This window comes from Thalassospira xianhensis MCCC 1A02616, assembly GCF_003326475.1.
GTDB lineage: Bacteria > Pseudomonadota > Alphaproteobacteria > Rhodospirillales > Thalassospiraceae > Thalassospira > Thalassospira xianhensis.
Genome location: NZ_JPWA01000025.1, coordinates 13,226 through 39,692, shown reverse-complemented (window position 1 = coordinate 39,692; position 26,467 = coordinate 13,226). Strand labels below are relative to the sequence as shown.

At 55.3% G+C, this 26,467-nt stretch carries 24 protein-coding genes; 21 read left to right on the top strand and 3 right to left on the bottom strand.

The window, feature by feature from the left end:
• Positions 1-4 precede the first annotated feature (4 nt).
• The 8 genes from xdhA (at position 5) to TH5_RS17925 (ending at position 10,500) form a co-directional block, all read left to right on the top strand.
• Complete coding sequence (gene xdhA / locus TH5_RS17960) at positions 5-1,498, top strand: xanthine dehydrogenase small subunit (RefSeq protein ID WP_114123001.1); 1,494 nt, start codon at positions 5-7, stop codon at positions 1,496-1,498.
• Positions 1,491-3,899 (top strand): xanthine dehydrogenase molybdopterin binding subunit, encoded by a 2,409-nt coding sequence (xdhB, locus tag TH5_RS17955; RefSeq protein WP_114123000.1) that lies wholly within the window; start codon positions 1,491-1,493, stop codon positions 3,897-3,899. The genes xdhA and xdhB overlap by 8 nt, the downstream gene beginning before the upstream one ends.
• A gap of 5 nt (positions 3,900-3,904) precedes the next feature.
• Positions 3,905-4,939, top strand: a complete 1,035-nt coding sequence (gene xdhC, locus TH5_RS17950) for a xanthine dehydrogenase accessory protein XdhC (protein ID WP_114122999.1) — start codon at positions 3,905-3,907, stop codon at positions 4,937-4,939.
• Between the two features lie 131 nt (positions 4,940-5,070).
• The gene (locus tag TH5_RS17945) at positions 5,071-5,523 is read left to right on the top strand and encodes a nucleoside deaminase (RefSeq protein ID WP_114122998.1); all 453 of its coding nucleotides are present in this window, start codon (positions 5,071-5,073) and stop codon (positions 5,521-5,523) included.
• Between the two features lie 122 nt (positions 5,524-5,645).
• Entirely contained in the window at positions 5,646-7,229 is a 1,584-nt protein-coding gene (locus tag TH5_RS17940) for an ABC transporter ATP-binding protein (RefSeq protein ID WP_167443592.1), read from the top strand.
• Positions 7,216-8,295, top strand: coding sequence for an ABC transporter permease (locus TH5_RS17935; protein ID WP_114122997.1), 1,080 nt, complete (start codon positions 7,216-7,218; stop codon positions 8,293-8,295). The genes TH5_RS17940 and TH5_RS17935 overlap by 14 nt, the downstream gene beginning before the upstream one ends.
• Positions 8,295-9,215 carry an ABC transporter permease gene (locus TH5_RS17930; RefSeq protein ID WP_114122996.1) on the top strand — a complete coding sequence of 307 codons (921 nt, stop codon included), beginning with the start codon at positions 8,295-8,297 and terminating at the stop codon, positions 9,213-9,215. Before TH5_RS17935 ends, TH5_RS17930 begins: the two co-directional genes overlap by 1 nt.
• 202 nt (positions 9,216-9,417) lie before the next feature.
• Entirely contained in the window at positions 9,418-10,500 is a 1,083-nt protein-coding gene (locus TH5_RS17925; RefSeq protein ID WP_279627766.1) for a BMP family ABC transporter substrate-binding protein, read from the top strand.
• A 71-nt stretch (positions 10,501-10,571) separates the two neighbouring features.
• Here TH5_RS17925 and TH5_RS17920 read toward each other — a convergent pair whose 3' ends face one another.
• Positions 10,572-10,955 (bottom strand): hypothetical protein, encoded by a 384-nt coding sequence (locus TH5_RS17920; protein ID WP_114122995.1) that lies wholly within the window; start codon positions 10,953-10,955, stop codon positions 10,572-10,574.
• 268 nt (positions 10,956-11,223) lie between these two features.
• Between TH5_RS17920 and TH5_RS17915 the strand changes: the two genes are divergently transcribed.
• The 3 genes from TH5_RS17915 (at position 11,224) to TH5_RS17905 (ending at position 14,072) form a co-directional block, all read left to right on the top strand.
• The gene (locus tag TH5_RS17915) at positions 11,224-11,757 is read left to right on the top strand and encodes a PAS domain-containing protein (protein WP_062960632.1); all 534 of its coding nucleotides are present in this window, start codon (positions 11,224-11,226) and stop codon (positions 11,755-11,757) included.
• 26 nt (positions 11,758-11,783) lie between these two features.
• Positions 11,784-12,959 carry a methyl-accepting chemotaxis protein gene (locus TH5_RS17910; RefSeq protein ID WP_062960633.1) on the top strand — a complete coding sequence of 392 codons (1,176 nt, stop codon included), beginning with the start codon at positions 11,784-11,786 and terminating at the stop codon, positions 12,957-12,959.
• Between the two features lie 75 nt (positions 12,960-13,034).
• A complete protein-coding gene (locus TH5_RS17905; RefSeq protein WP_114109457.1) occupies positions 13,035-14,072 on the top strand; it encodes a histone deacetylase family protein in 1,038 nt (345 codons plus the stop codon).
• 65 nt (positions 14,073-14,137) lie between these two features.
• On the opposite strand, the gene TH5_RS17900 is transcribed toward TH5_RS17905, so the two are convergent.
• On the bottom strand, positions 14,138-15,052 hold the full coding sequence (locus TH5_RS17900) for a LysR family transcriptional regulator (protein ID WP_114109458.1): 915 nt from the start codon (positions 15,050-15,052) through the stop codon (positions 14,138-14,140).
• A 262-nt stretch (positions 15,053-15,314) separates the two neighbouring features.
• Between TH5_RS17900 and TH5_RS17895 the strand changes: the two genes are divergently transcribed.
• Entirely contained in the window at positions 15,315-16,511 is a 1,197-nt protein-coding gene (locus TH5_RS17895; RefSeq protein ID WP_114122994.1) for a urate hydroxylase PuuD, read from the top strand.
• 96 nt (positions 16,512-16,607) lie between these two features.
• Here the strand turns inward: TH5_RS17895 and TH5_RS17890 are convergent, their stop codons facing one another.
• Complete coding sequence (locus TH5_RS17890) at positions 16,608-17,591, bottom strand: MBL fold metallo-hydrolase (RefSeq protein WP_114122993.1); 984 nt, start codon at positions 17,589-17,591, stop codon at positions 16,608-16,610.
• Positions 17,592-17,686: 95 nt separating this feature from the next.
• Here TH5_RS17890 and TH5_RS17885 point away from each other — a divergent pair, with 95 nt between their 5' ends.
• The 9 genes from TH5_RS17885 (at position 17,687) to TH5_RS17845 (ending at position 26,466) form a co-directional block, all read left to right on the top strand.
• Positions 17,687-18,640, top strand: coding sequence for a LysR family transcriptional regulator (locus TH5_RS17885; RefSeq protein WP_114122992.1), 954 nt, complete (start codon positions 17,687-17,689; stop codon positions 18,638-18,640).
• A 343-nt stretch (positions 18,641-18,983) separates the two neighbouring features.
• A complete protein-coding gene (gene urtA, locus TH5_RS17880; RefSeq protein ID WP_062951166.1) occupies positions 18,984-20,258 on the top strand; it encodes an urea ABC transporter substrate-binding protein in 1,275 nt (424 codons plus the stop codon).
• Positions 20,259-20,374: 116 nt separating this feature from the next.
• Complete coding sequence (gene urtB, locus TH5_RS17875; protein WP_208638481.1) at positions 20,375-22,069, top strand: urea ABC transporter permease subunit UrtB; 1,695 nt, start codon at positions 20,375-20,377, stop codon at positions 22,067-22,069.
• 3 nt (positions 22,070-22,072) lie between these two features.
• Positions 22,073-23,260: an urea ABC transporter permease subunit UrtC gene (urtC, locus tag TH5_RS17870; RefSeq protein WP_114122991.1), complete on the top strand. Its 1,188-nt coding sequence runs from the start codon at positions 22,073-22,075 to the stop codon at positions 23,258-23,260.
• Positions 23,257-24,048 carry an urea ABC transporter ATP-binding protein UrtD gene (urtD, locus tag TH5_RS17865; protein WP_114122990.1) on the top strand — a complete coding sequence of 264 codons (792 nt, stop codon included), beginning with the start codon at positions 23,257-23,259 and terminating at the stop codon, positions 24,046-24,048. The genes urtC and urtD overlap by 4 nt, the downstream gene beginning before the upstream one ends.
• A 2-nt stretch (positions 24,049-24,050) precedes the next feature.
• Complete coding sequence (gene urtE / locus TH5_RS17860) at positions 24,051-24,746, top strand: urea ABC transporter ATP-binding subunit UrtE (protein ID WP_062960640.1); 696 nt, start codon at positions 24,051-24,053, stop codon at positions 24,744-24,746.
• A 222-nt stretch (positions 24,747-24,968) separates the two neighbouring features.
• Positions 24,969-25,826, top strand: a complete 858-nt coding sequence (locus TH5_RS17855; RefSeq protein WP_244204965.1) for an urease accessory protein UreD — start codon at positions 24,969-24,971, stop codon at positions 25,824-25,826.
• A 9-nt stretch (positions 25,827-25,835) separates the two neighbouring features.
• Positions 25,836-26,138 carry an urease subunit gamma gene (locus tag TH5_RS17850; protein WP_007088863.1) on the top strand — a complete coding sequence of 101 codons (303 nt, stop codon included), beginning with the start codon at positions 25,836-25,838 and terminating at the stop codon, positions 26,136-26,138.
• Between the two features lie 16 nt (positions 26,139-26,154).
• Positions 26,155-26,466: an urease subunit beta gene (locus TH5_RS17845; RefSeq protein WP_007088864.1), complete on the top strand. Its 312-nt coding sequence runs from the start codon at positions 26,155-26,157 to the stop codon at positions 26,464-26,466.
• The last annotated feature ends 1 nt before the right edge of the window (position 26,467 follow it).

Sequence of the window (26,467 nt, the reverse complement as noted above, 5' to 3'; positions counted from 1 at the left end):
CATCATGACCAAACCGGCCCTTAATACGCGCGATGATATCCGGTTCCTGTTCGGGAACGAGGAACGTCGCCTGCGCGATATCGATCCGCAAATGACGGTTTTGAACTGGCTGCGCTTAAACGAGCGCAAGACCGGGACAAAAGAAGGTTGTGCGGAAGGCGATTGCGGTGCCTGCACGGTTATTCTGGGCGAACCGGATGGAATGGGCAGCATGCGTTACCGGACGGTCAATGCCTGTATCCAGTTTATGCCGACCCTTGATGGCAAGCAGCTTCTGACTGTAGAACATCTTAAATCCGATGACGGCAGCCTTCATCCGGTGCAGCAGGCCATGGTAGAAACCCATGGGTCGCAATGCGGTTTCTGTACGCCTGGTTTTATCATGAGCCTGTATCAGCTTTGGCTGGATGGGGGCGAGGATGACCGGGGTGCCATCAATGATGCCCTTGCCGGGAACCTGTGCCGTTGCACCGGCTACGGGCCGATCATCGAAGCCGCCCGCAAGGCCGGTGGCATAAGCGCAACCGATCCGGTCGAACAAAAACGCCGTTCCGATATCGCGACCCGATTGACCGCGATGATCGAAGGTGCAGGCATGCTGGCACTTGAAATGCCGGTTGGCCGTTATTTCGCCCCGCGAAGCAGCGATGAACTGGCCGCACTTTTGGTGGCCCATCCCGATGCGACGGTGCTGGCGGGCGGAACGGATGTCGGGCTTTGGGTGACCAAGATGCTCAAACGGCTTGATCCGATCATTTATATCGGGGATGTCGCCGATCTTAAATCGGTCCGGGAAAAGGACGGTGCTCTGACCATCGGTGCCGGTGTAACTTATAGCGATGCCCATAACGCACTTGGCATGATTGCCCGTGATGTCGGGGAACTGGTCCGCCGAATCGGGTCACGGCAAATCCGTAATGCGGGGACGGTTGGCGGCAATATCGCCAACGGATCGCCGATTGGCGATACTCCGCCTGCCCTGATTGCGCTGGGCGCGCGGATTGTTTTGCGCATGGGCGATATCCGTCGCGAAGTTGCCCTTGAAGATTTCTTTATCACCTATGGCAAGCAGGATCGGGCCAAGGGCGAGTTCGTTGAAAGCATCATTGTTCCGAAACCGGACGCCGGGGTGCAGTTCAAGGCCTACAAGATTTCCAAACGGTTTGATCAGGATATTACGGCGGTTCTTGCGGCCTTTGCCATTCGGGTTGATGGCGGCAAGGTGATCGAATTCCGTGCGGCATTTGGTGGCATGGCCGGAACACCGATGCGGGCCAAAAAATGCGAGACTGTCCTGATTGGCATGGATTGGAACGAGGCCAGCCTGAACGCGGCGCAACTGGCTTTGACCAGGGATTTTGCTCCGATGTCGGATATGCGGGCGTCAAAAGAATATCGGATGCTGGTCGCGCAAAACCTTTTGACCAAACTGTTTATCGAAACAACCGCCCCCGAAATTGCCACCCGTCTGGTTGGCAGGGAGGCTGCCCATGTCTGACAACGCATCCAAAACCATCGATACTAAAGACCCGGATGAACTTCTGGCTCCGACACCGGGACTTTCGGGTGGGGTTCGCTCCGCCAGCAAGCATGACAGCGGTCCGAAGCATGTCGCGGGCGAAGCGGTTTATGTTGATGACATTCTTGAACCGTTCGGTACCCTTCATCTGGCCCCCGGTGCGGCAAACATCGCACATGGCAGGATCACGAAGATGGATCTGTCAAAGGTGCGATCCGCACCCGGTGTGGTGTGTGTCCTGACGGCTGATGATGTGCCGGGTGTCAATGACGTGTCACCCGCGCATACCCATGATGATCCTGTTTTGCCCGATGGGATTGTTCAGTTTTACGGGCAGCCGGTTTTCTGTGTCGCCGCCGAAACCCGCGAACAGGCACGCAATGCCGTCAAGCTGGCCGAGATCGAATATGAAGAACTGCCCGCGATCCTGAGCGTCAAGGAGGCACTGGAAAAACAGCAATTCGTTGCACCACCCCATGTCATGGCGCAGGGCGATGCCAAATCGGCACTGGCGCGTGCCAAACATCGCCGGTCCGGGGTGATGGAAATCGGCGGGCAGGACCATTTCTATCTTGAAGGCCAGATCACCTTTGCCATCCCGCAGGAAGATGGCGATGTGCTTTTGCATTGTTCGACCCAGCATCCGTCGGAGGTCCAGCACAACATCGCTAATGTCCTTGGCCGTCCGGCCAATGCGGTAACGGTCGAAGTGCGCCGTATGGGCGGCGGTTTTGGTGGCAAGGAAACGCAGGCATCGCAATGGGCGGCACTGGCGGCGATTGTTGCGGTTAAAACAGGGCGTCCGGCAAAAATGCGCCTGGACCGCGATGATGACATGGTCATGACCGGCAAGCGCCATGACTTTATCGTCGAATATGATGTCGGCTTTGATGATGACGGCCGGATTTGCGGGCTGGATATTCAGTATGCGGCCAATTGCGGTTTCTCGGCTGATCTGTCGGCCGCGATCTGTGATCGTGCGATGTTCCATACCGACAATGCCTATTTCCTTGGCGATGTCGAAATCCGGTCCTATCGCTGCAAAACCAATCTGGTGTCCAATACCGCCTTTCGCGGATTTGGCGGGCCGCAGGGCATGGTGGCAATTGAACGGATCATCGATGAAATCGCTATGACGATTGGCCGCGATCCGCTTGATGTGCGGATCGCCAACTATTACGGGACAACCGACCGCAACACGACGCCCTATCACATGACGGTCGAGGATAACGTCCTTCCGGAACTGACGGACGACATTCTGGCATCTTGCGATTATCGCAAGCGCCGCAAAGAAATAGATGCGTTTAACGCCGAAAGCCCGGTGATCAAGCGCGGCCTTTCAATCACGCCGGTCAAGTTCGGCATTTCCTTTACCACCACCTTCCTGAATCAGGCGGGCGCATTGATCCATATTTATCAGGACGGATCGGTGCATCTGAACCATGGCGGGACGGAAATGGGGCAGGGCCTGTTTATCAAGGTTGCTCAGGTCGTGGCCGAGGAATTCCAGATTGATCTCGACCGGATCAAGATCACGGCAACCAATACCGGTAAGGTTCCCAACACATCGGCAACCGCGGCATCAAGCGGGGCGGATATGAACGGCATGGCCGCGCGCGATGCTGCAATGACGATCAAATCCCGCCTGATTGCATTTGCGGCTGAAAAATACGGTGTGGTTGAGGCCGCTGTCCGGTTTGCTCCGGGCCGGGTGATTGTTGGCGATGTGACCGAACTGGAATTTGCCGATCTGGTCAAACAGGCTTATCTGGCGCGCGTTTCGCTTTCGGCGACGGGCTATTACGCGACACCGAAAATCCATTATGACCGTGAAACCGCATCGGGCCGGCCGTTCTATTACTTCGCCTATGGCATGGCCTGCTCCGAGGTAATGATCGATACCCTGACCGGCGAATACAAGGCCACACGCGTTGATATCAGCCACGATGTCGGCCGATCACTGAACCCGGCGATTGACCGCGGTCAGATCGAAGGCGGTTTTATTCAAGGCATGGGATGGCTGACATCCGAGGAATTATGGTGGGATGATGCAGGTCGTTTACGAACACATGCACCGTCCACCTATAAAATTCCCGCATGTTCGGACCGGCCGGAAGATTTCCGTCTTGAATTATGGTCTTCCGGAAGAAACGTTGAAAAAACCATTCATCGATCCAAAGCGGTTGGTGAGCCGCCGCTGATGCTGGCGATTTCAGTGCATCGTGCCATTGCTGATGCGATCGCATCGGTCGGGGATTACAAGGTGATCCCGATGCTGAATGCCCCGGCAACGCCCGAGGCCGTCCTGAATGCGGTCGCCAATGTGGCCAAGGGTATGATTGCCCAAAGTCATGATGCGGTTCCGGCGGCGGGGGAATAGACATCATGCGCCTCTCACCCGACGCCCATATCGCTTTGCTGCAATCATCCGATCCGGTGATGCTGGTCAGTGTGGCGGCCATTCGCGGGTCCACCCCGCGCGAGGCAGGGGCATTTATGCTGATCAGTGAAGCCGACATTGCCGGGACGGTTGGTGGCGGCAATCTGGAACATCAGGTGACGGTACGGGCGCGTGAAATCCTGACCTTGGATCGGGATTTTGGCGCGGAACTGGTTCCCTTTCCGTTGGGGCCGGGGCTTGGTCAATGTTGCGGTGGTTCCGTCGAAATCGCGTTTCATCTGCTGGACCCGATGCAAAAGCATCAGCTGGCAACAGCGATCCTAAATACGCAGAGTCCTGCAGGTGCTGGTCATGGTGACTGGATAATGTTGCCGATGGGCGGAAGTCGGAATATTGAAACGGCCAGCACTCAGGATGCCGACGCATTGGATCGTTTGTTTGCCGGGGGCCGTGGCGGGTTGTGTGATCTGGCCGGGCAGCAGAAGCTGTGCCTGCGCCTTGATGACGGAGCAACGCCCCTTTGGCTGTTTGGGGCCGGGCATGTCGGGCAGGCGATTGTTCGGGCACTGGCACCATTGCCATTTGATCTTCACCTGATCGATTCGCGTGATGAATACCTGACCCTGCCGGAAACACCGAAACTTCATCTGTATCAAAGCGATAGGCCACAAGACGAGGTGGGCGACATGCCGCCCGGTGCCTTTGCACTCATCCTGACGCACAGCCACGCGCAGGATTTTGATATCTGTCGGGCGGCCTTGATGCGGGATGATCTTGGTTTTGTTGGCATGATCGGAAGCCAGACCAAACGCGCCCGCTTTGTCCGGCGATTAAAAGATCGAGGGTTGGGTGACGTGGAAATCGGTCGTTTGACATGCCCGATTGGAATTCAAGGCATTACCGGCAAACAGCCGGCAATCATTGCGGCATCGGTCGCGGTGCAATTGCTGTCCGTGCGTGAAGGGCGAATGGCGCAACATCCGGTGAACAGGGTCGCACAAGACGGCCTTGCCGGATGATAAGGCCTTCATTGCAAGGCATATAAATGATAAAGGGCCGCGCCAATAGCGGCCTGATCAGGAGGATCCGTTTACCGGATCAGGAGTTCATATAGGGAGATTTGGCTGTGTGTGATGCCAAGCATAAACACATGCTCCATGCCGTGAATTTGTCGCGGACGAAAATGGAAGAAGGCTGTGGCGGCCCGTTCGGGGCAATCATTGTCAAGGACGGCGAAGTCGTATCCGAAGGCTGGAACAAGGTAACATCCAGCAACGACCCGACCGCCCATGCCGAGGTCAGCGCCATCCGTGCGGCCTGTGAAAAGCTTGGTACCTTCAATCTTGCCGGATGCGAGATTTACACCAGTTGCGAGCCATGCCCGATGTGCCTTTCGGCGATCTATTGGGCACGTCTTGACCGGATCTATTATGCCAATTCCCGCGATGATGCCGCGGCAATCGGCTTTGACGATCAATTCCTGTATGATGAAGTGGCAAAACCGATCCCGGATCGGAGCCTGCCGTGCGAACATCTGGATTTAGGGGAGGCGCGTGATGTCTTTGCGGCTTGGGATGCCAAAGAAGACAAAATCGCGTATTGAGACCGTTTGATTAGCAAACCGTGAACGGGTAATACCTTCGGTGCGCGTGATCGGATCGCAATTTAGGGGTGGCAGCAGTGACGTCCACGACCGGGAATACCGGATCAGATACAGGCTTGGCTATGACAGGCGGATCAAAACCGGCACAGCTTGAGGTGCGTGGTGTGACCAAGGCCTTTCCGGGCTGTCTGGCAAATGACGATATCAGTTTCCGTATCGAACCTGGCGAAATCCATGCCCTTCTGGGGGAAAATGGTGCGGGTAAAAGTACGCTTGTGAAAATCATCTATGGCGTGCTGCAGGCCGATCAGGGCGATTTGCTGTGGGAAGGGAAGCCGGTCACGATCCATAGTCCGCATGACGCGCGCGAAATGGGCGTTGGTCTGGTGTTCCAGCATTTCTCGCTGTTTGAGACCATGACGGTGCTGGAAAACATTGCGCTGGCGATGAACGATGTGCGCGATATGGCCGCCCTGCGTCAGCAGGTGATCGAGGTCGAAAAGACCTATGGTCTGCCGCTTGATCCGGATCGTCATGTTTACACGCTCTCGGTTGGTGAACGTCAGCGGATCGAAATCGTCCGCTGCCTTCTGCAAAATCCCAAACTGCTTATTCTGGACGAGCCGACATCGGTTTTAACCCCTCAGGAAGTCGAAAAGCTGTTTGAAACATTGCGCCGTCTTGCCGATGAAGGTTGCGCAATCCTTTATATCAGCCATAAACTGCACGAGGTCAAAGCACTGTGTCAGAAGGCAACCGTATTGCGCGGAGGCAAGGTCGTCGGCGGGTGTGACCCGCGCGAGGAAACGGCGAAATCCATGGCCGAAATGATGATCGGCCAGAAATTGACAGCACCCGATCGCAGCGGTACGCGCAAATTCGGTGATGTGCGTCTTGATATCTCCGATCTGTCACTGATCAGTGACGAACAGTTTGGCACGGACCTTAAGGGGATTGGTCTTAAGGTGCGGGGGGGGGAAATCATGGGCGTTGCCGGTGTGGCCGGGAATGGTCAGAACGAGCTGTTTCAGGCACTGGCCGGTGAAACCGAAATCATCGGCACGCCGGACTGCATCAAGATCGATGGCGATCCGGTTGCACATTTTGGTCCGCGCCGCCGTCGCCGGCTTGGCGCGGCCTTTGTGCCCGAGGAACGCAACGGACATGGTGCCGTTCCCGATATGAGCCTTTCGGAAAACGGGTTTTTAACGGCGTTTCGTCGTATGGCATTGTCCGCACGTGGTCTGATCCGCGAAGTGCCGACCCGTAGCTTTGCCGACAAGATCATCAAGACATTCGATGTGCGGACCACCGGTGCCTCGGCCGAGGCAGGAAGCCTCTCGGGCGGGAACCTTCAGAAGTTTATCGTCGGGCGTGAAATCCTTCAGGATCCGGGCGTTCTGGTGATTTCACAACCGACCTGGGGTGTCGATGCCGGTGCGGCAAGTGCCATCCATCAGGCATTGCTTGATCTGGCGGCAAAGGGCACGGCGGTTCTGGTGATTTCGCAGGATCTGGACGAAATTTTCGCCATCTGTGATCAGGTGGTGGTGATGTCCGAAGGTAAGATGTCCGCCCCGCGGCCAATGGCCGATGTCAGTGTCGAGGAAATCGGTTTGTTGATGGGGGGACTTCACGATCTGGACGGCGACGTAACCCTGAAGACGAAAGAGCTTATCGAAGGAGATCGCGTTGGTCAGGCTTGAACCCCGTCGCCAGCATAGTCAGGCGATGGTCTATCTGTCGCCGGTTCTGGCAATTCTCATGACGCTGTTTGTCGGCGGGATCATCTTTTCCTTTATGGGCAAGAACCCGTTTGATGCGCTCTATACTTTCTTCATCCTGCCGATCAACAACAGCTACGGCATTTCCGAACTGTTTGTGAAGGCAACCCCGCTTGTGATCATCGCCATCGGGCTGTCGATGGGGTTCCGCGCCAATGTCTGGAACATCGGTGCCGAGGGGCAATTGACCATGGGCGCCATATTCGGCGGTGGTCTTGCGCTTTATTTTTATGACAGTGAAAGCATGTTCCTGTTGCCCGCGATGTTTGTGCTTGGGGCAATTGGCGGGGCGTTCTGGGGCGGCATACCAGCGCTTCTGCGCACCCGATTTAATGCCAACGAAATTCTGACCAGCCTGATGCTGACCTATGTCGCGACGCTGTTTCTAAGCTTCCTTGTGCATGGTCCGTGGCGCAACCCCGAAGGTTTCAACTTCCCTGAATCCCGACCGTTCCCGGATGCGGGCCTGTTGCCGGTGATTTATGACGGCACGCGCGTTCATCTTGGAACCGCCTTCGCTGTACTGGTGGTGATTGCTGGTTGGATTTTGCTGTCGAAATCGGTGATCGGGTTCCAGCTGCGCGTGGTGGGCAAGGCCCCACAGGCCGCCCGCCATGTCGGGTTCCGTCAGAAACGCATGGTCTGGTTTACCCTGTTGCTGGGCGGCGCACTTTCCGGTCTTGCCGGTTTGTTCGAGGTTGCCGGGCCGATTGGCCAGTTGCAGCCTGCCATATCGCCCGGTTACGGCTTTACGGCAATTATCGTTGCCTTCCTTGGGCGGTTGCATCCGCTGGGTATCCTGTTTGGCGGGCTGATCATGGCGCTGACCTATCTAGGTGGGGAATTGGCCCAGATTACGTTGGGGCTGCCAAATGCGGTGACCGGCCTGTTTCAGGGGATTTTGCTGTTCTTCCTGCTGGCCTGTGATGTTTTGACCAAGTACCGGGTTCGTTTCGGAACCCCGGCAGCCAAAGGGGAGGCCGCATAATGGATTGGCTTATTCCACTGATCCTGACCGTGATTACGGCATCGACCCCGCTTTTGCTGGCATCGACCGGCGAACTGATTACTGAAAAATCCGGGGTGTTGAACCTTGGTGTCGAAGGCATGATGCTGGTCGGCGCGATTTCGGGATTTGCGGTCACCGCAACAAGCGGCTCGGCCATTCTGGGCATTCTGGCCGCGATCATTGCCGGAATGCTGATGTCGCTGATCTTTGCCTTTCTGACCCTGACCCTGATGGCCAACCAGGTGGCAACGGGGCTGGCACTGACCATTTTCGGGGTGGGCTTTTCGGCTCTTGTTGGTTCCGGCTTTGTCGGTTTTGCGATCGAGCCGCTTCCGGGGCTGCATATTCCGCTTCTGACCGATATTCCGCTGGTTGGTGAAATTCTGTTTGGTCAGGATTTTCTGGTTTATCTTTCGATTGTGATGGTGATTGCGGTCGGGTTCTTCCTGTCGCGTACCCGTGGGGGGCTGATCCTCAAGGCGGTTGGTGATTCCCATCATTCCGCGCATGCCATCGGCTATTCGGTGATCAAAATCCGCTATATGGCCACCATGTTTGGCGGTGCGATGGCAGGCCTTGCGGGCGCGTATCTTTCGCTGTCCTATACGCCGATGTGGGCCGAAAACATGACAGCCGGGCGCGGCTGGATCGCGTTGGCACTTGTCGTGTTTGCAACATGGCGTCCGGGCCGTCTGTTGGCGGGGGCCTATATGTTCGGGCTTATTTCGGTATTGCAGCTTCATGCGCAAAGTGCAGGCGTACATGTGCCGTCGCAATTCATGTCGATGCTGCCGTACCTTGCGACCGTGATTGTGCTGGTGATCATTTCCAGTGATCGCGCAAAGATCAGACTGAATGCACCTGCCTGTATCGGGCAGGCGTTCCGGCCCGCACAATAGGGCTGGTTAAACGGGATCGGGGCGCGTCAAAGGGTGCCCCGACCCGGGGGGAGGAAGTGCGTATCGGACCAACACTCAATCAAACCGGTCTTGTGTTATTTGGCCGGTTTGGCTGAGTTTTGGTCTGGACAAGAACACGTCATTGATTGCGTAAACAATTGGGTTTAAATCCTGATTAGCTGATTAACAGGGAGACCAAATAATGAATGTAAACCTCGTGAAGCGCACGCTTGCCGCCGTTGTGGCAACCGGTGCACTTGCACTCGGCATGGGTGCTGCCCAGGCCGAAGAAGTCAAAGCCGGCTTTGTCTATGTCGGCCCGATCGGTGACCATGGCTGGTCCTATCGTCACGATATCGGTCGTCAGGCGATCGAGGCGGCTCTTGGTGACAATGCCACCACCAGCTACGTCGAAAGCGTTCCGGAAGGTGCCGATGCTGAACGTGTGATCCGTCAGTTGGCCCAGACCGGTCATAACCTGATCTTCACCACTTCGTTCGGTTTCATGAACCCGACCGTCAAGGTTGCCAAGCAGTTCCCGAACGTGAAATTCGAACATGCAACCGGTTACAAACGTGATGCAAACGTTTCGACCTATGCCGCGCGTTTCTATGAAGGTCGTTATGTTGCAGGCGTAATCGCCGGTAAAATGACCAAGTCGAACATTGTCGGCTATGTCGGTTCGTTCCCGATCCCGGAAGTGGTTCGTGGCATCAACTCGTTCATGCTGGGTGCATGGTCGGTTAACCCGGACGTCAAAGTCAAAATCGTCTGGGCCAACACCTGGTATGATCCGGGCAAAGAAGGCGACGCTGCCAAGGCTCTGATCGATCAGGGTGCTGACATCATGGTTCAGCACACCGACAGCCCGGCGCCGCTTCAGGTTGCCGAGAACCGCGGTATTGTCGGTTTTGGTCAGGCATCTGACATGATCAAGTTCGCGCCGAAAGCACAGTTGACCGCCATTGTTGACCATTGGGACGAATATTATGTCGCGCGTGCCAAGGCTGTCATGGATGGTACCTGGGAATCGACCGACACTTGGGGGGGCATTGATTCCGGTATGGTCGACATGGCACCCTACACCAATATGCCTGATGACGTAAAAGCACTGGCCGAAGAAACCGAAGCCAAGATCGCATCGGGTGAAATCCACCCGTTCGCAGGCCCGATCTATGATCAGGCTGGCGAACTGCGCATCAAGGAAGGCGAAGATGCAACCGACGAAATGCTTCTGGGCATGGACTGGTACATCAAAGGCATCGATGCCGAACTGCCGAAATAATCACGATCTGCAAGCCTCTTGAGGGCAGCGCAACGAACAACCCCGCATCTGGTATGCGGGGTTGTTTCGTTTCAGGGCTTCTTGATGCTTGTTTCCGGATCACCGGGACGGATGCGTTTCAGACTGTCGTCGACTTTTTCGTATGCGATCATTTCCATCTTCGGGTGTAACAAAGCATAAACTGCGGCGCGCCAGAATTTCAGTTTGATCTTGTGCTCGCGCGTCTTGCCAGCCCAGCGTTCACGGAAAAGCTCCATATCCTCCCGACGGGCAAAATAGATCACCATATCGACGATGGGGGCGGATTGGGTCGCGCGCGGCAGTTCGATATTGCGAATGCCCATGGTCCATCTGTCGCTGCGTATATTCTTGTCCAGCCAGTCAAGCACCCCTTGGGCAGAGTGCTTTTCATGGATTACCACGCGAAATGGAAAGTCCCGAAGATCTTGTGCCATGCTGCTTCCCCGCAAACGTTACCATAATCAGAAAATCAAAAGCATGCACATCTGACAAGGCATGATCATTGACCGGTCCCGCTATTGTATGTCGCGATCATGGTATCTAGTTATATTTATCTAATTTTTATCGTTGCGCTTAGTCTATGTATCACATGGATATTTTACATTTATCATTCGCGGATATATCGTTACATGATATCCGGACATGCAAAACTGCTGTGATCTACAATGGCAGGTTATCGGACAGAAAATCGGGGACAGAAACGTGAGCGAAACGCTAGTCAGGTCCAAGCCAACCGGCAAGGAACGCCATTTCAAGCCAGAAGAACTGATCGTCAGTAAAACGGACCTTAAGGGCCGGATTACCTATGCCAACGAGGTTTTTCTGCGTCTTTCCGACTACCGTGAAAAGGAAGTTCTGGGTCAGCCCCATTCGATCATTCGTCATCCCGATATGCCGCGCTGCGTTTTCAAACTGCTGTGGGATGAAATCGCCGCCGGTCACGAGATTTTCGCCTATGTCGTGAACATGTCAAAGAACGGCGACCATTACTGGGTATACGCGCACATCACGCCCAGTCTTGACGCAAATGGCAAAATCATTGGCTACCATTCGAACCGTCGGGTGGCTGATCCGAAAGTTCTCAAGGATAAGATTATCCCGCTTTACGCGGAACTCCGCCAGATCGAAGAAAGCACAGCCAACCGCAAGGACGGCATGATTGCGGCGGGTAAGGCACTGGCGCAAAAGCTTTCAGATGCCGGTCTGGCATACGACAAATTCATTCAAAGCCTTTAGGCTGATTGCTAATTCGAGGTTTCAAAATGTCGCTATTTGGTGGTTCCAGCAAATCGGGGATCAAAAAGGCACTGGACGTTGTTCTTGCCGCGGCTGAGGGTGATTACGAAGCACGCATTACCAATGTCGACAGTCATCCCGATATGCGCGAACTTTTCATCGCGATCAACAGACTGATCGACCGCAATGACGCCTTCCTGCGTGAAAGTGCGGCATCCATGGGCGCCGTTTCTGAAAACCGTTATTATCGACGGATTGTCGAAACCGGATTGGTCGGTGCCTATCTGACGTCAGCGCAGAAAATCAATGCTGCAACTTCGTCGATTGAAAAGAAGCTTACCGGCTTTAACACCATCATCGAAGAATTCAAAAGCGGATCATTCGAGGCCGTCGATCAGATTGCCGAAGCCGCAGGTGCACTTTCAAACGCATCGGGTGATGCCAACCGCATTGCGCACGAAACCAGTTCACGTTCAACTAACGTTGCCGCCGCGGCCCGCCAAACGGCAGCCAATGTTTCGGGGGTCTCCGAGGCATCCGAAGAACTGAACCAGTCCATCCGCACCGTTGCCGATCAGGCTCGTGAGTCGGTTGAAATCGCTCATCGCGCCAATGGTCTGGCGCAGGAAACCGATGGCCGGATTGGTCAGCTCGAAGCCGCAGCAGGCGAAATTGTCGAAGTCGTCAGCTTCATCCGCGATATTGCGGCACAAACCAACCTGTTGGCATTGAATGCCACTATCGAAGCTGCCCGTGCGGGCGAAGCGGGCAAGGGCTTTGCTGTTGTCGCCAACGAGGTCAAGGGACTTGCCAACCAGACCAGCAAGGCCACTGAATCGATTGAGGAAAAAGTTCAGGATATCCAGAATGCGATCGAAGCATCGGTCAATTCGATCCGCGAAATTGCATCTGTCATTGATGATCTGGCTGCACGTTCGGACCTGATTTCGAACAATGTCGAAACCCAGACGGCACTGTCATCGAACATCACACGCAATGTCGAACAGGCATCCAGCGGCGCACAGGAAGTGACTGACAATATCACGGTGGTTTCTGAAATGGCCGGTCAGACGGGCGAGGCTGCCGATACCACGCGTGATATGGCGGGCAAACTGGCGCGGGAAGCTGAAAATCTGCGCAAACAGCTTGGCGGGTTCCTTGAAACCATCGCCGAACTGCTATATAGCACCGCGCGCAAATAGCTACCTGTTAAGAACTTTCTGCTACGATAAGGGGATAGATGCCCCTTATCGCCTTTGCCGGAAAGGAAGTCAGTCATGCGTGTGTTTTTTAATTCCCGCCACGATGCCCATGACGGGAATGGTGAAATGCACCATGGGCGTTTGATTCCATGCTTTGAAAATTCCCGCCGTATGGCAATTATCCGTGATGCGGTGGCCCACTCGGTGCAGGCGCAACTTGTTGATCCGGCCGATCACGGCATGGCACCGATTGCCTCAATTCATGATGCGGATTATCTGGCCTTTCTTGAAAACGCATGGGCGGACTGGAATGCGGCGGGCAACGACCACGACGCTTTTCCCTATGTCTGGCCAACAGCCGGATTTTCAGGCGGCAAACCCGCCCATATCAGCGCGCGTCTTGGGCAATATGCCATTTCATCCGATACCCCGATTACCAAGGGAACGTGGAAGGCGGCCTATTGGGGGGCACAAACCGTGGCGTCGGCGGCCGATGCTGTCTGGAACGATGGTGAGGCATCCTTTGCCCTGACCCGCCCGCCGGGGCATCATGCGCATGCCAATCGTTATGGCGGATATTGCTTCCTCAATAACTCGGCCATTGCTGCCCAGCAGATGATTGCCAAGGGTGCTAGAAAGGTTGCGATACTTGATATCGATTACCATCATGGCAACGGAACGCAGGATATTTTCTATGACCGTGGTGATGTTCTGACCGTCTCGATCCATGCCGACCCGAAACACCAGTTTCCGTTCTTCATGGGCTATGAAAACGAAACCGGTCGTCTGGACGGGCAGGGGGCGAACCTGAATATCGTGCTTCCCGGCGGATCGGATTTTGGGCCGTGGTCACAAGGTTTTTCAAAGGCCATTCAGAAAATCATCACATGGCAGCCCGAAGCCCTGGTGATCGCCCTTGGCGTTGACGCTCACGAAGCGGAAACGCTGTGCGATTTCAGACTGCAAACCGATGATTTCAAACGGATCGGACAAATGATCGGGCGATTGGGATTGAAAACCGTCTTTGTCATGGAAGGTGGTTATGCCCATGACGTCATCGGGTTCAATGTCGCGGCGGTTCTGGGTGGGTATCTGTCCGAAATCAAAAAGTAATACAAACGAAAGCCTCAAAACGCCTTGCATCTATCGGAGCGTTTTTGTGGATATACGGATTTTTATCAGCTCTTATCCCATGGCGGTGTCCCGCCAAACTCGCCTACCAGAAAATCGACAAAGGCCCGCACACGTGTTGGCAGGTAACGGTTTTCGGGATAAAGCGCGTAAACCGCATGGGCTGGGGGCGTGTAATCGGGCAGAACCACCTGAAGCTGGCCGTTGCGGATATATTCGCCGACTTCCCAGTAGGATTTAAGGGCGATGCCATGCCCGTCAAGGCACCAGCGGGTCAGCACTTCACCATTGTCTGAATCCATGGATCCTGAAACCGACAGGGTCACCGGGCCTTCTTCCTGAGAGCCGAGCAGGGTCCATTGATATTGACGTGATCCCGGAAATCGCAGCAACAGGCAGTTATGGTGCAGTAAATCACCGGGTGCGCTGGGGGCACCATGCCTTTTCAGATAGGCGGGGCTTGCGACCAGCATGCGTTTGTTGGCCGCAAGCTTGCGCACGATCAGCGAGCTTTCCTTTAACTCGGCAATGCGTATGGCAAGGTCGACCTTGTCCTGAAGCAGGTCAAGCAACCGGTCGGAAAGGTGCAGTCTGACCTGCACATCGGGGTTCTTCTCAACAAATTTCGGGATGATCGGTGCGACATATTTATTGCCAAACGCAACAGGGCAGGTCAGCGTTACCGGGCCGCGCGTGGTGTTTTTCTGGTTGGCGATGGCGTTTTCGGCTTCCTGCATTTCGGCCAGAATGCGCAGGCAGTGCCGGTAATAAACATCGCCTTCGGTGGTAAGGTTCACCCGGCGTGTGGTGCGGTTCAAAAGCCTGACACCCAGCCGTTCTTCAAGGCGTGCAATCCGGTTTGAAACAACCGCCGCCGAATGGCGCAGCTCGCGCCCGGCAGCAGACAGGTTTCCAAGCTCGGCTACGCGGACAAAAATCTGAATGTCCTCAAAGTCGGACATGGGTTGCGGGCTCCTGATACAGCTTTTTTTATTTTCTGAATTTGTATTCTTCCAAATCCTGACGGTCACTGTGCCATTTTAAAAAATAACTTGAAAGTCATTTCGATTATGCATCTGCCCTTAATAATAGAGCGCCCGGATACGCTATGTTAGGACTCTGATTGGAATAATTCCGGATCAATGTGGTCAGATGTGTCGCATAACCGGCAAGGGGACAGCAGGGCAGTATGAGATATGCCCTGCAAGACGGAGGTTTCAACGGGTGGATATTCTGTTTCAGGACTGGATCAATCTGATCCTGCGCTGGGCGCATTTGATCACCGGTATCGCGTGGATCGGTTCATCCTTTTACTTCGTCTGGCTTGATCTGAGCCTGCGCAAGCGTTCAGGCATGGACGAGGGCGTTTATGGCGAGGCATGGATGGTCCATGGCGGCGGGTTTTACCATGTCAATAAATGGATGGTCGCGCCGAAATCCATGCCGCCCGAACTGCACTGGTTCAAATATGAAGCCTATTTTACCTGGCTGACCGGTTTTGCGCTTCTGGTGACGATGTATTACTGGAGTGCCGAAAGCTATCTGATCAATCCGAATGTCATGCCGCTTGGCAAATGGGATGCGATCCTGATCGGGCTTGCCAGCCTGTTTGCCGGTTGGGTGATCTATGACATCATCTGCAAAAGTGTGATTGGTAAAAGTACCGGCAAGCTTGCGGTTGCATTATTCATCCTGATCATGGCAGCGAGTTATCTGTTTACCCATGTCTTCAGCGGTCGCGGGGCGTTTATTCATGTCGGTGCGATGATTGGCACGATCATGGCCGCCAACGTGTTTCGCATCATCATTCCCAACCAGAAAAAGGTCGTCGCCAGCCTCATGGCGGGCGAAAAACCCGATCCGGCATTGGGATTGCAGGCCAAGCAGCGATCCACGCATAACAACTATCTGACGTTGCCGGTTTTGCTGATGATGATCAGCAACCATTATTCGATGCTGTTTTCCCATGATCAGTCGTGGCTGATTGTCGGCCTGATCCTGATCATTGGTGGGTTGGTGCGCCATTTCTTCAACACGCGTAATGCCGGGGGCAGCGGCAAGGCGATTGCATGGCAACTGCCATCGGCTGCGGTGGGCATGGCGATCTTGGCGATGTTTGCATCCTATGATCCCGATGCCGCCAAGCTGGCCGATCAGGAAATCATCACCGGCGATCATGCGCTGGCGATTGTTCAGACCCGCTGCACGGCCTGTCATTCTGCCAACCCGACCGATGAAGGCTTTGACGAGGCGCCGATGGGCGTAATGTTTGATGACATCGCGCAAGTCAAAGCCAATGCGCAGCGTGTTCTGGCCCAGTCCGTTATCGGGCGTGCCATGCCGCTTGGCAACATGACCGAAATGACGGACGAAGAACGGGTACAACTGGGGCAGTGGATCCGTGCCGGGATGCCGGAATAGCCGGTTTTGTCGAAAAAGGAAATCAAAGGGCGGCCTGCGTGATGCAGGTCGCCCTTTTTTCGTCTGGCGTCTTAAGCGCGGGTCGGGGAAGTCGGATCAGACGTCGGCGCGATAGTTCATCGGCACCCAGTCAAACATCGTGCTGTCTTCGATGACATGCCCAATACCCGGGAAGGCGATATGGCACCCGGCAACCAGATATTTTTCTGATACGGCTTCGGCAAAGGCAGCCTCGCGGGTGGTTATGGCCTGATCTGGATCGACATCAAACGCAATCGAGACACCCGGTTCGTCAAACTGGATGACATCGCCATGGGTGATGTCGCCCCAATAAACGAACTTTTCGCCTTTGCTTTCAAACCAAAGTGCACTGTGGCCCGGTGTATGACCCGGACGATGCGTTGAATTGATCAGACCTGGAACGGGTGATGCATTGGCCTCGTAAGTCGAAAGTGTACCGCTTTCGCTATAAAGCTTTGTCGATAGGACAGCCTGATCAAAATACTGCTTGGCACTTTCCGGCGCCTTGTCACGGTTTTCAGTGCTCAGCCAGTATTCGGCATCAAGTTTCGGTACATGCGCTGTGGCGTTCGGGAAGACTTTCTTGCCGTTCATGATCAATCCACCGCTATGATCGGTGTGAATGTGGGTAATCACCACATCATCGATCTGATCCGGGTGATAGCCCGACGCGATGATATTGGCCGGCAATTTACCAAGTTCCGGTCCCAACAGGTCGCTGGTACCGGCATCAAGCAAAACAAGACGGTCGCCGAAATTCAGAAGATAGGCATTCACGGACGTTGATGTTGGGGTTCCCTGAAATGCATTGGCAAGGGCCGTGCGCGCATGTTCGGGGCTGGTATTCAGATACAGATCGGCAAGCGGGAACTGCCCGGTCCCATCCGAAAGTGCGGTAACTTCGACGTCGCCCACCATCAGCCGGTAGTATCCGGGGGCCTGTGTGCCCACCACTGGGGCCTTGGCCGCGGCGCGCAATGGAATAAAAACGGTGCTGGCCGTCGCCCCGATGGCAGCGGCAGCAAGCGAACCTTTAAGCATGTCTCTGCGTGACAGCATCAGAATATTCTCCCTCAATCAAATGCCGGGATTTAACCGGCAGCTTGTAACGCGATAGAGAAAGGCTATATTCCAATCAGTCAGTAATCAAATCGATGCGGATCATGGATGCTATTGATCATTTCAATTTAAGGTCATTTGACCTCAATCTCATGATTGCGTTTGACGCAATGATGCAAGAGCTAAGTGTCACAAAATCTGCGGAAAAGTTGCGGATTGGGCAGTCCGCCATGAGCCACAATTTATCAACGCTCCGGATGCTGTTGCAGGATGATCTTTTTGTCCGTGTCGGACAGAAAATGCAGCCAACCGCAAAAGCGCGCGCATTGGCCGGACCGGTTCGGGCCGCATTGACACAGGCACAAAGTGCGCTGCAGTCGACCGACAGTTTCGATCCGGACACGGCAGATCGCATTTTCCGGATCGGTATCACCGGCGAAATGGAAATGGTTCTGTTGCCGGCATTGGTGCACCATTTGCAATCAACCGCACCCGGTGTGCGTCTGGTGAGTCGTTCGATCACTGTCGAGACGGTCGATCTGATGCTAAATGCCGGGGAAATCGATCTGGCAATCGGATGCAAGGAATCCCGCCAGATTGGCGAAGTGCTGTTTGAATCCAGTGTGGCCTGTTGCTTTAACCCCGATATGTGCAAGCTGACACTGCCGCTATCTCGCGAAACATACCTTGGCGCACGCCACGCGGTCCTGTCCCAGACGGGAAATGTCGAAGGCTGCGTTGGTGATGCCTTGCGCGCAATTGGCATTGATCTTGATGTCGTTCTGGCCGCGCCGGATTTCATGCCGTTGCTTGCCGCTGCCCGGAACGCTCCGATTGTCGCGACTGTGCCGCGCAGGATTGCGGTACAATATGCGCCGTTATTTGGGCTGGTGTTCTGTGAAATGCCTATTCCGCTGAACTTTCCGCCGGTGACCATGAACTGGCCGATCTGGGCGGATAAGGATGTCGGGCTGGTCTGGTTGCGTAATCGGATCAGATCAGTGATCGGCGACATTTCAACGGATCTGCCTGCCATTGCGGCACAATGATTGACCCGCATTACTGCATATAAGCGAACCGGCGGGGCGGGATGCTTCGGCCTATGGGCATTGTGGTGCAATAACCGCAGAAAGGCGAAACTTCCGCCCCTCAGATAAGGGCTGAGTGGCCGCAGGTCAACGTGATTAAAAAATAATCAAATTTTAATTAATGATCGAAAAGTGATCATTGAAATCGCGTCCGGCGCAAATATTTTCCGTTTTTTGCCTGTTAAATAGTTGGATATTGCGTTGAGTCGCCGCGATTTCTGGCGCTGCAGCATATTATTCGGAATCTGGCACGATTTTAGCAAGCACCACTGCGGTGCAATAAACTCGCAGTGGAGGCAATAGAATGAATAAGAAGCTTCAGGCGCTTATGGGCGCTGGGGCCTTGGCTTGGTCGGCAATGACCATGTCAAATGCCCAGGCCGCTGATACGATTAAAGTCGGCGTTCTGCACTCTCTCTCTGGGACGATGGCTATTTCGGAAACCACGCTGAAGGATACGGTCCTGATGCTGGTGGACGATCTGAATAAAAATGGCGGCCTGTTGGGGAAACAGGTTGAGGCAGTTGTTGTCGATCCGGCTTCGGATTGGCCGCTTTTTGCCGAAAAAGCACGTGAACTGATTGAAAAAGACAAGGTCGATGTCGTGTTCGGCTGCTGGACCTCGGTCTCGCGCAAGTCGGTACTGCCGGTCTTCGAAGAACTGAACAGCATGCTGTTCTATCCGGTTCAGTATGAGGGCGAGGAAAGCTCGCGTAACGTGTTTTATACCGGTGCCGCGCCGAACCAGCAGGCAATCCCGGCTGTTGATTACCTGATGAGCGAAGATGGCGGCGGTGCCGAGCGTATCGTTCTTTTGGGGACGGATTATGTCTATCCGCGCACGACCAACAAAATCCTGCGTTCCTACCTGAATGGCAAGGGTATCTCCGATGAAGACATCATGGAGAACTACACCCCGTTCGGTCATTCCGATTGGCAGTCGATTGTTGCCGATGTGAAGGCATTCGCATCCACCGGCAAGAAAACCGCAGTGGTTTCGACCATTAACGGTGATGCCAACGTGCCGTTCTACAAGGAACTCGCCAACCAGGGCATCAAAGCCGAAGACATTCCGGTTGTTGCCTTCTCGGTCGGTGAGGAAGAACTGGCTGGTATTGATACCGCTCCGCTGGTTGGTCATCTGGCTGCCTGGAACTACTTCCAGTCGGTTGAGTCCGATGCGAACTCGGCCTTCATCGAAAAATGGCATGCCTTTATCGGTGATGAAAAACGCGTAACCAACGATCCGATGGAAGCAACCTATATCGGCTTTAACATGTGGAAACAGGCTGTTGAGCAGGCTGGCACCACCGATGTTGATGCGGTTCGTCAGGCCATGTATGGCCAGGAAGTTGCAAACCTGACCGGCGGTACCGCTGTCATGAACACCAACCATCACCTGTCCAAGCCGGTTCTGATCGGCGAAGTGCAGGACGATGGCCAGTTTGACATCGTTTGGGAAACCGAAGGCACCGTCGTTGGCGATGCATGGTCGGACTTCCTGCCCGAAAGCGCAAAGCTGACCGCCGACTGGACCTATCCGTGGGTCTGCGGCAACTGTGAAAAACCGATGTACTGATCGGGATTGGACAGGCTGGCTGTTGATGCAGCCAGCCTGTTTTTCATTGCCCTGAGTATCGGGCAACCATTCTTTTTGCGATTTTCTGACATCCGATTTTCAAAGGCTTGGTGACCATGCGTACTGTCATGACCGCTGTCCTGTGCCGTTTCCGTGTCCGCGCGAACAATTCCCTGCCTGTCCTGTTTGCCGTTGCCGCAATTTTTGCGATTTTGGTGCTGGCATCACCTCGGCCAGCATACGCATTTAGCGACGAAGAACTGCGCAATGTGACGGAACAGCTGAACCACAAAAGTTCGACCAAAAAGGTTGAAGCAATTGAAGCCATGGCTGCCGATGGCGACCCCCGCGTCGCGCCGATCCTGAACGCGATGCTTGAAGGCAACCTGTTTGTCCGCGCCAGCGACGAACACGTCGTGATTGGCGAGAAAAAGGGCAAGGTCTGGAACCATATCGACGTCGTCAGCGGCGAGGTTGTGGGTGAAAGCGGTTCCAAGGAACTCGACAAGATCAAGATCAACAACCGTCTGCGTGGCGCGCTGCGCGATGCGTTGGCCGCCCTTAACCTGTTTAGTCAGGATATCGGAATCCGTACTGCCGCCGTCGAGCAGGTCATGGACGCCCGCGATCCGTCGATGTTGCCATTGCTGATCCGCGCGATCGAGCGTGAGGAAGATGCGACGCTTCTGGCGCGGATGGAACTTGCACGGGCGACCATGGCGCTGGCGGCCGGTGAAACCACCGAAGAACGTCTGACCGCCATCGAAGTGCTGGCCAGCGAAACCACACCGCAAATCCGTGCGGTATTGTCGCAATTCGTTGCCAGTGCCGAAGCCGAAGGTTACCAGCCCGAAGTCGTCGCCGCGGCCAAAGATGCGCTTGCCGATGTCGAGGGGCGGCTTTCGATGTGGCAGACGCTGGGGGATGTCTATCGCGGCATCAGTCTTGGATCCGTGCTGTTGCTTGCCGCGGTTGGCCTTGCCATCACCTTTGGCGTGATGGGCGTGATCAATATGGCGCACGGCGAAATGATCATGATCGGTGCCTATACCACCTTTGTCGTGCAGCAGATTTTTTCATCTGTCATTCCGTCGGGTTCGCCGTGGTCGTTGGTGATTGCGGTGCCTGCGGCATTCGTTGTTGCCGGTCTGGTCGGCATCGTGATCGAACGCTGCGTGATCCGGTTCCTGTATGGTCGTCCGCTTGAAACGCTTCTGGCGACATGGGGTGTCAGCCTTGTCTTGCAGCAGGCGATCAGAACCATCTTTGGCGCCACCAACCAGCAGGTTACCGCACCCGATTTCATGAGCGGCGCGCTTGAGCTGTCAAACGGTCTGGTCCTGACCTACAACCGTCTTTGGATCATCCTGTTCAGCCTGATTGTGGTCGGCGGGATCGCGATTGTGCTGCGCTATACCGCCTTTGGTCTGCAAATGCGTGCTGTCACCCAGAACCGCCGCATGGCGGGATCGGTTGGCATCCGCACCGGCTATGTCGATGCCCTGACATTCGGGCTTGGTTCCGGCATTGCCGGAATTGCCGGTGTCGCGCTTAGCCAGATTTCAAATGTCAGTCCGAACCTTGGTCAGACCTACATCATCGACAGTTTCATGGTCGTGGTGTTTGGCGGGGTTGGCAACCTTTGGGGCACGGTCCTTGGCGCATTCAGTCTTGGCATTGTGAACAAGTTCCTTGAACCGGTGGCCGGTGCGGTGCTGGCGAAAATCTTTGTTCTGATTGCGCTGATCCTGTTCATCCAGAAACGACCAAAGGGGCTGTTTGCCCTTAAGGGTCGCGCGGTGGAGGCCTGATACATGACCGACTATCGCCAGAAATACCAAATGACGCCGGTGATCGGGTGGCTGTTGCGGGATCGTGGGGGGATGATCCTGCTTGGGATCCTGATTGTGGCGTCCATCCTGATCCCGGTCGGTAATCTGATCGTGCCCGAAGGATCTGCCCTTCATGTTCCGACTTGGATGATGAGCCTGCTTGGCAAGTACCTTTGCTATGCGTTGCTGGCGCTTTCGGTTGATCTGATCTGGGGGTTCTGCGGGATTCTAAGCCTTGGTCACGGGGCGTTCTTTGCGCTTGGCGGTTATGCCATGGGCATGTATCTGATGCGCCAGATCGGGGATCGCGGGGTTTATGGCAACCCGGAACTACCGGACTTCATGGTGTTCCTGAACTGGACCGAATTGCCGTGGTACTGGTACGGCTTTGACATGTTCTGGTTTGCCGTCGTAATGGCGATGTTCGTGCCGGGGCTTCTGGCCTTTGTGTTTGGTTTCCTTGCCTTCCGGTCGCGTGTGACCGGTGTGTATCTTTCGATCATCACGCAGGCAATGACCTATGCGCTGTTACTGGCATTCTTCCGCAACGATATGGGATTTGGCGGCAATAACGGCCTGACCGATTTCAAGGATCTGCTTGGTTTCTCGTTGCAGGCCGATGGAACGCGGGCGGCCCTGTTCATTGCATCCTGTGTGATGCTGGGCATCTGTTATGTCGTGGCGCGCTGTATTACCAATTCCCGTCTGGGCAAGGTTCTGATTGCGATCCGCGATGCCGAGGCGCGCGTGCGTTTTACCGGCTACCGGGTCGAATATTACAAGCTGTTCGTCTTTACCGTGTCGGCCGTGATGGCCGGGATTGCCGGATCGCTTTATGTGCCGCAGGTCGGCATCATCAATCCGGGCGAATTTGCCCCGGCATTGTCGATTGAAATCGTCATCTGGGTCGCGGTTGGCGGGCGTGGCACGCTGTATGGTGCGGTGCTGGGGGCTTTCATCGTGAACTATGCCAAAACCTTCTTTACCGGCGTGATGCCTGATTTCTGGCTGTTCTTCCTTGGCGGGTTGTTCATCGCCGTGACCCTGTTCCTGCCAAAGGGTGTGATCGGGGCGGTGCCGGCATTTGGATCACCCGACCGGCAATCGGCGTTTAGCACCCTGCGGAAGCGTTTCCTGAACGGGCGTGCAAACGAAGGAGGTAAGGCATGAGCGAGGCAGCCGCAATCGAGATTGAAAAGGCCGAACGCAAGGCCGCCAAAGCCAACACCATCCTTTATGTCGATGGCGTTTCCGTCACCTTTGACGGGTTCCGGGCACTTAACAGCCTTTCGTTTTATGTCGAGCCGGGCGAGCTTCGCGCGATTATCGGGCCGAACGGGGCGGGCAAGACGACGATGATGGACATCATCACCGGTAAAACCCGGCCCGATACGGGTGATGTGATGTTCCGAAGCGAAGTCGACCTGACCAAGCTTGATGAGGCAGAGATCGCGAACCTTGGCATCGGGCGCAAGTTCCAGAAGCCGACCGTGTTTGAAAGCCATACGGTGTTTGACAATCTGCTGCTGGCCTGTTCGGGCGGGCGCGGTGTGTTTCAGGCGCTTTTCCATCGCTTGGGCAACGCCGAGAAGCTTCGCATTGAACAGACGCTTGAAACCATCATGCTGACCGACAAGCGTGACGAGACGGCAGCCAACCTGTCGCATGGACAGAAACAGTGGCTTGAGATTGGCATGTTGCTAATGCAGGAGCCGGAATTGCTTCTGGTGGATGAACCGGTTGCAGGCATGACGGATTCCGAAACCGAACAGACCGCGAAATTGCTGCGATCCATTGCAACGGACCGGTCGGTTGTGGTTGTCGAACATGACATGGAATTTGTCCGCGATCTTGATTGCAAGGTGACCGTCCTGCACGAAGGATCGGTGCTTGCCGAAGGTCGCCTTGACCATGTTCAGAAAGACCCGCGGGTCATCGAAGTATATTTGGGGCGCTGATCATGCTGGATGTAGCCAATATCGATCTGTTTTATGGGGCTTCGCATGCGCTTCGCAAGGTATCGCTCAGTGCGGAAACCGGCAAGGTTACGGCGGTTCTGGGGCGTAACGGTGTTGGCAAAACATCGCTGATGCGCGCGGTTGTCGGACAGCATCCGATTGCCGATGGCAACATCACCTGGGAAGGCAAAAACATATCGCGTGATCCGGCCTGGAAACGATCAGCATCGGGGATTGCGATTGTGCCTCAGGGGCGCGAGATTTTCCCGCTTCTGACCGTGAAGGAAAACCTTGAAACCGGGTTTGCTGCCCTTCCGCGCGCCCTTCGTCATATCCCTGACGAGATTTTTGAACTGTTTCCAGTGCTGCGCGACATGCTGGGCCGTCGTGGCGGGGACCTGTCGGGCGGGCAGCAGCAGCAGCTTGCCATCGGGCGGGCGCTGGTGACGCGTCCGCGACTTCTTGTGCTTGATGAGCCGACCGAGGGTATTCAGCCATCGATCATCAAGGATATCCAGCGCGTCATCAAACAGCTCGCGGATCGGGGCGATATGGCGATCCTACTGGTCGAGCAGTATTTTGATTTCGCCCATGAACTGGCCGACGAGATTGTCGTGCTCGAACGTGGCGAGGTGGTGCTGGCGGGGTCCAAGGATGCGCTGGATCGCGAAAAAGTGCGGTCGTATCTGACTGTTTGATCAGCATTTGCCAAAATTTTGCGCATGGATGAATTGGGGCCGGTGCGGTAAATGGCGTGATTGCGGGCTGTGCGGTTTGGCCCGCATCTTGCTGTGTTTGCCGATGGGCCAGCCGGTCTGACCACGGGTTAACCGGTTGTGCGACTGAAATATTCAGGTGGCTTTGTGCAGCTTCGCAAACTCGAAAACCCGGTCCGCAGCGATTTGAAGGCGGAACCGCAAATGTCAGACGCTTCCAACCCGATCGTCACCGACGGCCGGGCCGAGGTTGCGTTCAAGCCGGGTGCGGGTTTTGCAGCCCTTGATCACCTTTATTACCGCGATCCGATGAAAATCCTGTTCCCGCGTCCGATGGCCGGGGATCTGGTGACTGCCGTTCTGGTGACGACATCGGGCGGCATGGTTGGCGGCGATCATCTGGCATTTGAAGGCCGGGTCAGGGCAGGGGCATCCGCGCTATTTACCGCCCAGGCCGCCGAAAAGATTTACCGTTCCGCCGGGCCTGATTGCGTGATGTCGGTTAATCTGGCGGCCGAAGATAACGGCTGGCTGGAATGGTTGCCGCATGAAACCATCCTGTTTGATCAGGCGCGTCTGCGCCGCAAGACGAAGGTTTCCGTTACCGGTTCCGGGCAGGTGATGGCCGGTGAAATCATGGTGTTTGGCCGTCTTGCCCGTGGCGAGGTTTTCACAACCGGGCTGGCACGTGATGCATGGGATGTCTCGATTGACGGGCGGCCTGTCTGGCGCGATGCGCTGCATCTGGAAGGTGATGTTTTGCGCATGCTGGATCATCCGGCATCGTTTGATGGTGCACGGGCGGCGGCGACCGCCATTCTGGTCGGGCAGGGTGCCGAAGAAAAACTTGATATCGCACGCGATTGTCTGGCGCGCGCATCCGATGGTTTGATGGAAACGGATGTGCTTTGCGCGGCAACCGCGATGAAGGGGATTGTGATCACGCGTTTCATGGCGCGCGATCCGATGAAATTGCGCCGGGTTTACGGCGCGTGGTGGAAACAGTTCCGCCATGAAACACGGGGACTTCCGGCGCGCCTGCCGCGTCTTTGGGAAATTTAGGAGAACGGCATGAATCTGACGCCACGCGAAAAGGACAAATTGCTGGTTTCAATGGCCGCCATGGTGGCGCGACGCCGCCTTGAACGCGGCGTGAAACTGAACCATCCCGAAGCCATCGCCCTGATCACGGATTTTGTGGTCGAAGGCGCGCGCGACGGCAAATCGGTTGCCGATCTGATGCGCGACGGAGCGACTGTGATCACGCGTGATCAGGTAATGGATGGCATCGCCGAAATGATCCATGAAATTCAGGTCGAAGCGACATTTCCCGACGGGACGAAGCTTGTGACCGTTCACGAACCGATCCGCTAGGCAAAGGAAACAGGCCATGATTCCAGGTGAAATCATTACCAAAGAAGGCAGCCTGATCCTTAATCAGGATCGCGAAACCAAAACACTGACCGTCGCCAATACCGGGGATCGCCCGGTGCAGGTCGGATCGCACTATCATTTTTATGAAACCAATCCGGGCCTTGATTTTGATCGCGAAGCGGCGCGCGGTTTCCGTCTTGATATCCCGGCGGGCACCGCCGTTCGGTTCGAGCCGGGCCAGACGCGCGAAGTCAATCTGGTGAAATATGCCGGGTCGGGTGTGGTCTATGGCTTTAACGCCAAAATCAACGGCAAGCTGGGAGCGTAAA

Bases quoted from the DNA above. Each gene is read 5' to 3' on its own strand.
- xdhA (WP_114123001.1), top strand. From the start codon at position 5: ATGACCAAACCGGCCCTTAATACGCGCGATGATATCCGGTTCCTGTTC.
- xdhB (WP_114123000.1), top strand. From the start codon at position 1,491: ATGTCTGACAACGCATCCAAAACCATCGATACTAAAGACCCGGATGAA.
- xdhC (WP_114122999.1), top strand. From the start codon at position 3,905: ATGCGCCTCTCACCCGACGCCCATATCGCTTTGCTGCAATCATCCGAT.
- TH5_RS17945 (WP_114122998.1), top strand. From the start codon at position 5,071: ATGCTCCATGCCGTGAATTTGTCGCGGACGAAAATGGAAGAAGGCTGT.
- TH5_RS17940 (WP_167443592.1), top strand. From the start codon at position 5,646: ATGACAGGCGGATCAAAACCGGCACAGCTTGAGGTGCGTGGTGTGACC.
- TH5_RS17930 (WP_114122996.1), top strand. From the start codon at position 8,295: ATGGATTGGCTTATTCCACTGATCCTGACCGTGATTACGGCATCGACC.
- TH5_RS17925 (WP_279627766.1), top strand. From the start codon at position 9,418: ATGAATGTAAACCTCGTGAAGCGCACGCTTGCCGCCGTTGTGGCAACC.
- TH5_RS17920 (WP_114122995.1), bottom strand. From the start codon at position 10,955: ATGGCACAAGATCTTCGGGACTTTCCATTTCGCGTGGTAATCCATGAA.
- TH5_RS17910 (WP_062960633.1), top strand. From the start codon at position 11,784: ATGTCGCTATTTGGTGGTTCCAGCAAATCGGGGATCAAAAAGGCACTG.
- TH5_RS17905 (WP_114109457.1), top strand. From the start codon at position 13,035: ATGCGTGTGTTTTTTAATTCCCGCCACGATGCCCATGACGGGAATGGT.
- TH5_RS17900 (WP_114109458.1), bottom strand. From the start codon at position 15,052: ATGTCCGACTTTGAGGACATTCAGATTTTTGTCCGCGTAGCCGAGCTT.
- TH5_RS17890 (WP_114122993.1), bottom strand. From the start codon at position 17,591: ATGCTGTCACGCAGAGACATGCTTAAAGGTTCGCTTGCTGCCGCTGCC.
- TH5_RS17885 (WP_114122992.1), top strand. From the start codon at position 17,687: ATGCGGATCATGGATGCTATTGATCATTTCAATTTAAGGTCATTTGAC.
- urtA (WP_062951166.1), top strand. From the start codon at position 18,984: ATGAATAAGAAGCTTCAGGCGCTTATGGGCGCTGGGGCCTTGGCTTGG.
- urtB (WP_208638481.1), top strand. From the start codon at position 20,375: ATGCGTACTGTCATGACCGCTGTCCTGTGCCGTTTCCGTGTCCGCGCG.
- urtC (WP_114122991.1), top strand. From the start codon at position 22,073: ATGACCGACTATCGCCAGAAATACCAAATGACGCCGGTGATCGGGTGG.
- urtD (WP_114122990.1), top strand. From the start codon at position 23,257: ATGAGCGAGGCAGCCGCAATCGAGATTGAAAAGGCCGAACGCAAGGCC.
- urtE (WP_062960640.1), top strand. From the start codon at position 24,051: ATGCTGGATGTAGCCAATATCGATCTGTTTTATGGGGCTTCGCATGCG.
- TH5_RS17855 (WP_244204965.1), top strand. From the start codon at position 24,969: ATGTCAGACGCTTCCAACCCGATCGTCACCGACGGCCGGGCCGAGGTT.
- TH5_RS17850 (WP_007088863.1), top strand. From the start codon at position 25,836: ATGAATCTGACGCCACGCGAAAAGGACAAATTGCTGGTTTCAATGGCC.
- TH5_RS17845 (WP_007088864.1), top strand. From the start codon at position 26,155: ATGATTCCAGGTGAAATCATTACCAAAGAAGGCAGCCTGATCCTTAAT.